The organism is Helicobacter heilmannii (genome assembly GCF_001283065.1).
In the GTDB taxonomy this organism is placed as follows: domain Bacteria; phylum Campylobacterota; class Campylobacteria; order Campylobacterales; family Helicobacteraceae; genus Helicobacter; species Helicobacter heilmannii.
In genome coordinates this window covers 28,909-35,738 of sequence record NZ_CDMK01000003.1, presented here as the reverse complement: position 1 = coordinate 35,738, position 6,830 = coordinate 28,909, and the positions used below count along the sequence as shown (strand labels likewise).

Sequence of the window (6,830 nt, the reverse complement as noted above, 5' to 3'; positions counted from 1 at the left end):
ACGCATCGAGCCTAGAGTTTACGCACAACTTATGGAGAAAGAAAAAGCCAAGTGAATTGAATTAGAGAACAACAATGCAATCCTACAAAATAGCAATAATTCACTTGTCAAAGAAGTTACAGCCTACAAAAACAAATCCAAGACTTACAAACAAGTGCCAAGAATACCCAAACAGAGTTAAACACCCTTAAACAAGAAAAGACTGACCTAGAGCAAGCCAACGCCACACTACAACAAGACAACACCACTTTAACCCAAGAGAACCAAGAACTCAAAGACAGCAAGAAAGAGTTAGAAACCACGCTCATAGACCTTGTTGCCATCTTTGCCTCACAAGATAAACAAAACAAGAAACTCACCATAAAAGAAGCTAAACCCTTGCTTGAAAGTGTGAAAAAGCAAATGATTGCCGTTAATCAGGGTTTGGGTGATCTCAAACTTTTTACACAAGAGGACTATAAAGCCTTAAGAGCCTTGAAAGAGGAGGGGCTTAGCATTACGGATTAAAGAAGCGCATTACACAGATAGAGCAAGAGGCTAAAGAACGCTAAAGAACAATACAAAGACTACCTAAACCCAAAGCAAGTGCAAGAACTCAAACAAGAGCACACTAAAAAACTAGAAAAGATGGCAAGGAAGATTGACAAAGAAGTCAAATTACAAGAGTATGCAGACAAGGTAAAAGACCTATTGCAAAGATTTGTGGATCAAGTCATTAATCCTATGTTAAAGAAACTCCAAGCAGAGAAAGGAGCAGAAATTGAAGCCGTGATCCAATGAAAAAAGGATAGTGAGAAAGAGAAAGCAAAATACCACGCATACCTAGCAGCCCTTGCAGATGATTTGCTTGCAGGGAAATTCTCCACAATCAACGCTATGGCAAAATTATTTGGAATGGGGGTTAAAGATGTAATGAGCCAAAAATACTTTGAAAATATCGCTAAAGACAGACGAGATAGGTTTTTAAAACAACACATGAGCGAGATTGAAAAAAGCTTCAATAAAGGACTCAAACTCATTATTACCAAGATGGAAAACTAGGGAATGGGAATACAAGCTTTGCTAGAGCTTTGCTAGAAGGGATAAAAGGGCTAGAAAATGGCATCAGCAAGCTCGCTGAAGAGTTTAAGAACAGCGATGTATATAGACAAACAAAGGGATGCCCAACATAAGGACAAAACCTTGAAATTTACAACGGAGCTAAAAGAAAGTGATAAAAAGATTAAAAACCTTGAGGATAAGAACACTAAGCTTCAAGCTTAGAAACGCCAATCTATACTTTGAGGGTACAGCATAATGTATAAGAAGCTCATATTACAGAGCTTAAAAGTCAAGTTGAGAACTTGTAAACATGAAAATATGATTTACAAAGAGAGCAGAACAGATTATGGACAGAGCTTATAAACACGCAGATACAATTAAACGAGCAAGTTGCCATAACTACACAGCTAAAGATAAACTTAGAAAAATCTTTGCCAACCAACAAGGCAAGGGGAGGGGATTTGGTTAATAAAGATGTTGTTTAGCCCACCAAAAACCACACTAGAAACCACACAGAGCGATTTGCAAACCATAAAAAACAGAGATTTAAAGGATAAAGGGCAAGATTAGAGAACACTCAAGGCGACTTGGGGGCTTTGGAGACACTGGTGGGCAATACATAACGCATATGTATGCCACATGCAATAATTGTCTAAATAGGCAAGACTAGCTCAAGAGGTGGCAAGAGAACTTCAAGAGAACTAGAAGTAATGGCACAAATGGCTTTTAGTGGCTTTGGCAACCTTAAAGAGGCTTTGCTTAAAGCTTTAATGCAGGTGAAAGCAATCTAAAAGCAAGAGCAAGAGCAAAAGTGAGATGGACAAACATATTTAGCCTTGCCTAATAAGAATAAAAAAATATTTTCAGCAGAGCTCCATAAGGCACACAAGGATTAAGGCACACAAGGATAATAAGAAAGTCTAAGGGTGTCTTAAAGCCCAAAGAACTAAAAAGTCAAGGGGTAAAGCCTAAGAAAGGCATCAAAGACACACCCACAGTAAAACAAGCTGAATGTACCAAGAGTGGAGAAAAGGATTAGAGAAATGAAGTTAAAAAGCGTAATGGATAAAAAATCTTGCTGTCTAAGAGGCGTTTAGATTCTTATAGTGGAGATTTAAGCACACCTAGAGAATCTAAAACGCATAGGCAAATACACATATAAAATTGCGTTGATAGAGATTGCCCTACACAATTCTTTAAACCATTTGCTCAGTGCCAAAGATGGAGATTATATCAATAGTTCTACAGACCCTCGTGTGCTCCAAGTAAGAGAAGAGGTCCTTAAAAGTAGTGGAGAAACAATTCTTAGTAACGATAGCTATCTCTCTAAAATGACTCTAGGTACGGTCATCCATATCATCAAACAAGAAGGGTTGTTTGCACGCGTTTTTAATGCAGATAAAATCCAATTCAAACACTACGATCCAAACCATAAAAAAGAAAAATTTTCATCATGGTGAGAAGGGTTACCTAAGTAACTACAACAAAGTCATCATTGCTTGAAGTTTATTCCATACTATACGCAACTGCTGTTACCATTGTGATAACATCACAAAAACAAGAATAGGAGAAGATGGCAAAATCTACCCAAGATTGGCAACAAAAATTCTAAACATCTCTATAGGGATACACACAAATAAAATAGAAAAATTCGTAGAAAAATTCTTAGATAACCTAATAGCAAGCTTTAGTCAAGATTTGCTTTGGTCAAGATTTATTGGAGTACGCTAGCCATTTTTAACAAGTGACCGGCTGGCGAGGGTCCGCCTTACGAATTATGCGCGGATTGCAGCGTAGAACACATAAAAATCTGCTGAGATCAAATATGGATTAATTGATCAAAAATTTTTAAGAATAAAGCAAAAAACATTGGGAAAAACATCGCTGTGTACTCACTTTTTAATCTATAAAACAAAATTCTGTTGTAAAATAGCATGTTTTTTGATACGCACAAAATCCATACACGATACGGAGATGGAAATGCCCCAAAAAGCCCTAGAAGACATTACAAAAAGTGTCATTGAAAGAAGCCATGCAACTAGACAAGCCTACCTACAACGCATTGCCAAAGCTCGAGGTAAAATCCAACGCAAGGATTTAAGTTGTGTGAGCTTGGCCCATAGCTACGCAAGCTTGCCCGATCATATCAAGACTAGGATTAAGGACAACGACAAGCCCAACTACGCCATTATTTCTGCTTACAACGATGTCGTTTCTGCCCATCAGCCCTTTAAGCATTATCCTGACTGGATTAAGGAGACCTTACTTAAACACAATGCATTTGCCCAATTTGCTGGAGGCGTGCCCGCTATGTGCGACGGGATCACACAGGGCTATGAGGGGATGGAACTTAATCTTTTCTCCCGTGATGTGATTGCTATGAGCACAAGCATTGCCCTCTCACACAATATCTTTGATGGGGCGTTTTACTTAGGGGTCTGTGATAAGATTGTTCCTGGACTTTTAATTGGGGCACTGAGTTTTGGACATTTACCCGCTATCTTTGTACCCTCTGGTCCTATGACTAGTGGTCTAGCTAATGTACAAAAGGCCGAAGTACGCGAGCTCTTTGCTCGAGGCAAGGTTTCTAGAGAGATTTTATTAGAGAGTGAAATGAAATTCCACCACTCTCCGGGTACTTGTACTTTCTATGGCACAGCCAATTCTAACCAAGTGGTGGTTGAGTTGATGGGCTTACACTTACCCAATTCCGCCTTTATCAATCCCAACACCTCTCTTAGAAAAGCCTTGGTCCATGAGGCTGCTACTTTAATGGCCACCAAGACACCCAAACCCATTGGAGAGATCGTTAGTGAAAAGAGTGTTGTCAATGCAATGGTGGGCTTGATGGCCACAGGGGGTTCTACCAACCTAACCATTCATCTCATTGCCATTGCTAGAGCCGCTGGGATTATCATTAACTGGGACGACTTTAATGCTATCTCTAACATTACCCCTCTCTTAACAAAAATGTATCCTAATGGTGAAGCAGATGTGAATCAATTTGAAGCCTCTGGAGGGTTAGCTCTTGTGGTGCGTGAATTGCTCAATGCCGGACTTTTGCACGAAGATTGTGACACCATTGTGGGTCCAGGGTTACAGGCTTATACAAAAAACCCTTTCTTAATTGATGGCAAAGTGGTTTATCGAGAGGGAGTACAGGTTAGCCAAGACACAGGGATCATTAGAGGAGTGGATCGCCCATTTGCACCCAATGGGGGACTTAAAATTTTAACAGGCAATATCGGCCGTTCAGTGATCAAAGTTTCAGCTCTCAAAGAAGAGCACCTAGTTGTCCAAGCCCCTGCGATCATCTTTGAATCCCAACAAGACTTAATCGATCGTTTCAACAACAAAGAGCTTCAAAGGGACTTTATTGCAGTGTTACCCTACCAAAGCCCTAGAGCTAATGGGATGCCAGAACTGCACCAATTCACCCCTATTTTAAGTTCTCTGCAAAACCAAGGGTTTAAAGTGGCTTTAATTACTGATGGGCGTGTACCTGGAGGTGCTGGTAGAGTCCCCTCTGCTATCCATGTCACTCCTGAAGCCTTACTTGGTGGAGGGATTGCTAAAATTAGAGACGGAGACATGCTCCTCTTAGATGCTAAAAAGGGGATTTTGCAAGCTTTAGTGGATGAAAAAGAGTGGGAAACGCGCGCGCCTTCAGAACCTTTAATGCGCGAAGTGTTTGGGAGTGGGCGCGAGCTCTTCTGTGGTTTTAGACTCTTAGCAAGCAACACAGAAACTGGAGCGGGCAGCTTTGGAGTGTAAGGCTAGGTTTATTTAGCTAAGGATGCGTGTGCTGTGTGCGCTACCTTAGTTAAAAACACATAAAAACTACGGATTAAAAAATCGCGGGTAGAAAGTTGGAATGCCCAGGCATAGCAGGAGATGAAAGCTAGGCTTGGTGCTCCTGAGCCCATGGGGGTTCAACCCCATGGTGATGATGGTGTTCTTCGTGTTCTGCATGTCCTTCGTGTTCATGGCAACATTCATCAGTATGATGTGATATTGTGTCTCCTTTGCAATTAAAATGCCCCTGGGCTACAACTAGGTGAGCGTAGTTTATCTAAAAATCCCATGTGTTTGATAGATCAATACAATCTTGCTTAGATTGACACGAAAAGATACCCTTGCTTGGGAATTGTGTAGAGAGACTAATCGTCGTTTTTAGGCTTTTGCTTCATTAATGAGACCAATGTACAAGTTTAGCCAGTTCCCACCCCAAAGCAACGCGCAACAGACCCAAAATATTGCTCAAAAAATATAGACTAGGGCTTCTGTGATCGCTTGTTTTTGCAAGAGTTTTAGAGTGTGTCCAAAGGAGGAAAAAGTGGTGAATCTGCCTAAAAACCCCGTGATGAAGCACACATTCATTTTATCACCTAAGATGACTTGATAGCTAAATGTCCTGCAAATCCAATCATAAAACGCCCGATCGGATTCACACTTAAAGTACCTGAAGAAAAGCTCTCCCATATTAAAAAAGCGCGGGGAGTGATTTTACCTACAAAATAGTGCAAAGTGACTCCAATCGCCCCACCAAGAGTGGCTAATAAAATATCAAGTGTATGGCTGACCTTTTGAAGACCTTTTAAAATCCTAACACATTTTGAAGAGTTTTCTTAGTTTTTTTGTTGAATTCCAAGTTTTTTAATAAATTTTATTGTAAAACCATGTTGTTCTATCTCGTCAGTTTTTTTCTTAAGGAATTTCCATGCGAAAAATAACAAAGGGTTGTCTATAGGTAGGAGTGGGTATAGCGTTTATCATCTCGGGTTGTTCTATCAGTGAGGTGAAAGCTAACTCCTCTAGCAGTAGCGGTAGCAATAAGGTAAAAAAGCATGTATTGCCTAAGAAGGGAGAATGACTCACTCCTCTTGACTTTAACTACCCTATTAGTGCCCAACAAGAACCTTCTAATGGCCGCACCATCGCTCTCTTAGATCCTCACATACAGGTGAGTGGCAATCTCCAGCCTTATCTTGATCAATTCCAAGATGCCTTAGCCAAGCAAATTCAAGACATTTTTCAAAGAATGGGTTACCAGGTTGTGCATGCTACAAATGCTAAAGCTCTTACACCCGAACAAAAGCACAAAATATGGTCTGTTCTAGATATTGGGGGTTGGGTAGGCATCTTAGAAGACATCAAAATGAACACCGACAATCCAAAGAGCACCAACATGGATGTGATGGTGGATCAAAGCTCGGGATCGGTGTGGTTTAAGCTCTACGAACCAGAAACAGGGCGCATTGTCCACAACTTTGGAGTAGAAGTGGGGACGGAACAAGCCATCACCAAAACCTACACCTACCAAACCACAGACTCGGGCGGTTTTCTAGGAAACGAGGGAACAAGCCACGATGAGCTAGACAAAAATAACGATGATGCGATCCGCAGAATCACCAATAGCATGTATGTGATCGTGATGAAAAAACTGGTTTCTGAGCTCACGGATGACAAGCTTAACCAATTCAAAGATGCGATTGAGCAGATCAAGAAAACAGGTCACTAAAATTTTTATGAAGAATGGGCTCTAGGCTCTGTTTTCCTGGAGTCTGTTTAGGCTTCCCTAAAAGATTCCCTAAAATGTCCTTTCTTCTCTAGTTTTTTCCAAGGAGCTTTCTTGACTCCCGAATGCCCGACTTCCAGAGTTTTAGCTGTGCTTCTAATTGCCATCCACCTGCAAGCCCTAGATTACAAAATCTCAGGGCGGGTGGGCTCGTTCTCGCGCATCGGTTTTAACAATGCTCCCATCAATACAGACAAAGGACTTTACCCCA

The 6,830-nt window shown here is 40.9% G+C and carries 6 protein-coding genes and 2 pseudogenes; 7 read left to right on the top strand and 1 reads right to left on the bottom strand.

The genetic code is table 11. The features are described from left to right. The first annotated feature begins 585 nt into the window (after positions 1-585). From AOG36_RS06695 to edd, 5 genes are all read left to right on the top strand, one after another. Positions 586-780 carry a hypothetical protein gene (locus tag AOG36_RS06695; RefSeq protein WP_015106682.1) on the top strand — a complete coding sequence of 65 codons (195 nt, stop codon included), beginning with the start codon at positions 586-588 and terminating at the stop codon, positions 778-780. Between the two features lie 132 nt (positions 781-912). Continuing rightward, positions 913-1,041: a hypothetical protein gene (locus AOG36_RS09280; RefSeq protein WP_015106681.1), complete on the top strand. Its 129-nt coding sequence runs from the start codon at positions 913-915 to the stop codon at positions 1,039-1,041. 57 nt (positions 1,042-1,098) lie between these two features. Beyond that, the gene (locus AOG36_RS08720; RefSeq protein WP_156295982.1) at positions 1,099-1,263 is read left to right on the top strand and encodes a hypothetical protein; all 165 of its coding nucleotides are present in this window, start codon (positions 1,099-1,101) and stop codon (positions 1,261-1,263) included. Positions 1,264-2,210: 947 nt separating this feature from the next. Beyond that, positions 2,211-2,501 (top strand): hypothetical protein, encoded by a 291-nt coding sequence (locus tag AOG36_RS06690; RefSeq protein ID WP_015106678.1) that lies wholly within the window; start codon positions 2,211-2,213, stop codon positions 2,499-2,501. Positions 2,502-3,021: 520 nt separating this feature from the next. Further along, positions 3,022-4,815 carry a phosphogluconate dehydratase gene (gene edd, locus AOG36_RS06685; protein WP_084815812.1) on the top strand — a complete coding sequence of 598 codons (1,794 nt, stop codon included), beginning with the start codon at positions 3,022-3,024 and terminating at the stop codon, positions 4,813-4,815. Between the two features lie 415 nt (positions 4,816-5,230). On the opposite strand, the pseudogene crcB reads toward edd, so the two are convergent. After that, positions 5,231-5,606 (bottom strand): annotated as a pseudogene (crcB, locus tag AOG36_RS06680) (fluoride efflux transporter CrcB). Positions 5,607-5,797: 191 nt separating this feature from the next. Here crcB and AOG36_RS06675 point away from each other — a divergent pair. Continuing rightward, positions 5,798-6,562 (top strand): annotated as a pseudogene (locus tag AOG36_RS06675) (HpaA family protein). A gap of 111 nt (positions 6,563-6,673) precedes the next feature. Beyond that, positions 6,674-6,830 (top strand): outer membrane family protein (locus AOG36_RS09275; protein ID WP_162200206.1); only part of this gene is annotated, 157 nt, incomplete at its 3' end.

Excerpts from the sequence above, each read along its gene's own strand:
- edd (WP_084815812.1), top strand. The coding sequence starts at position 3,022 with ATGCCCCAAAAAGCCCTAGAAGACATTACAAAAAGTGTCATTGAAAGA.
- AOG36_RS09280 (WP_015106681.1), top strand. The coding sequence starts at position 913 with ATGAGCCAAAAATACTTTGAAAATATCGCTAAAGACAGACGAGATAGG.
- AOG36_RS08720 (WP_156295982.1), top strand. The coding sequence starts at position 1,099 with ATGGCATCAGCAAGCTCGCTGAAGAGTTTAAGAACAGCGATGTATATA.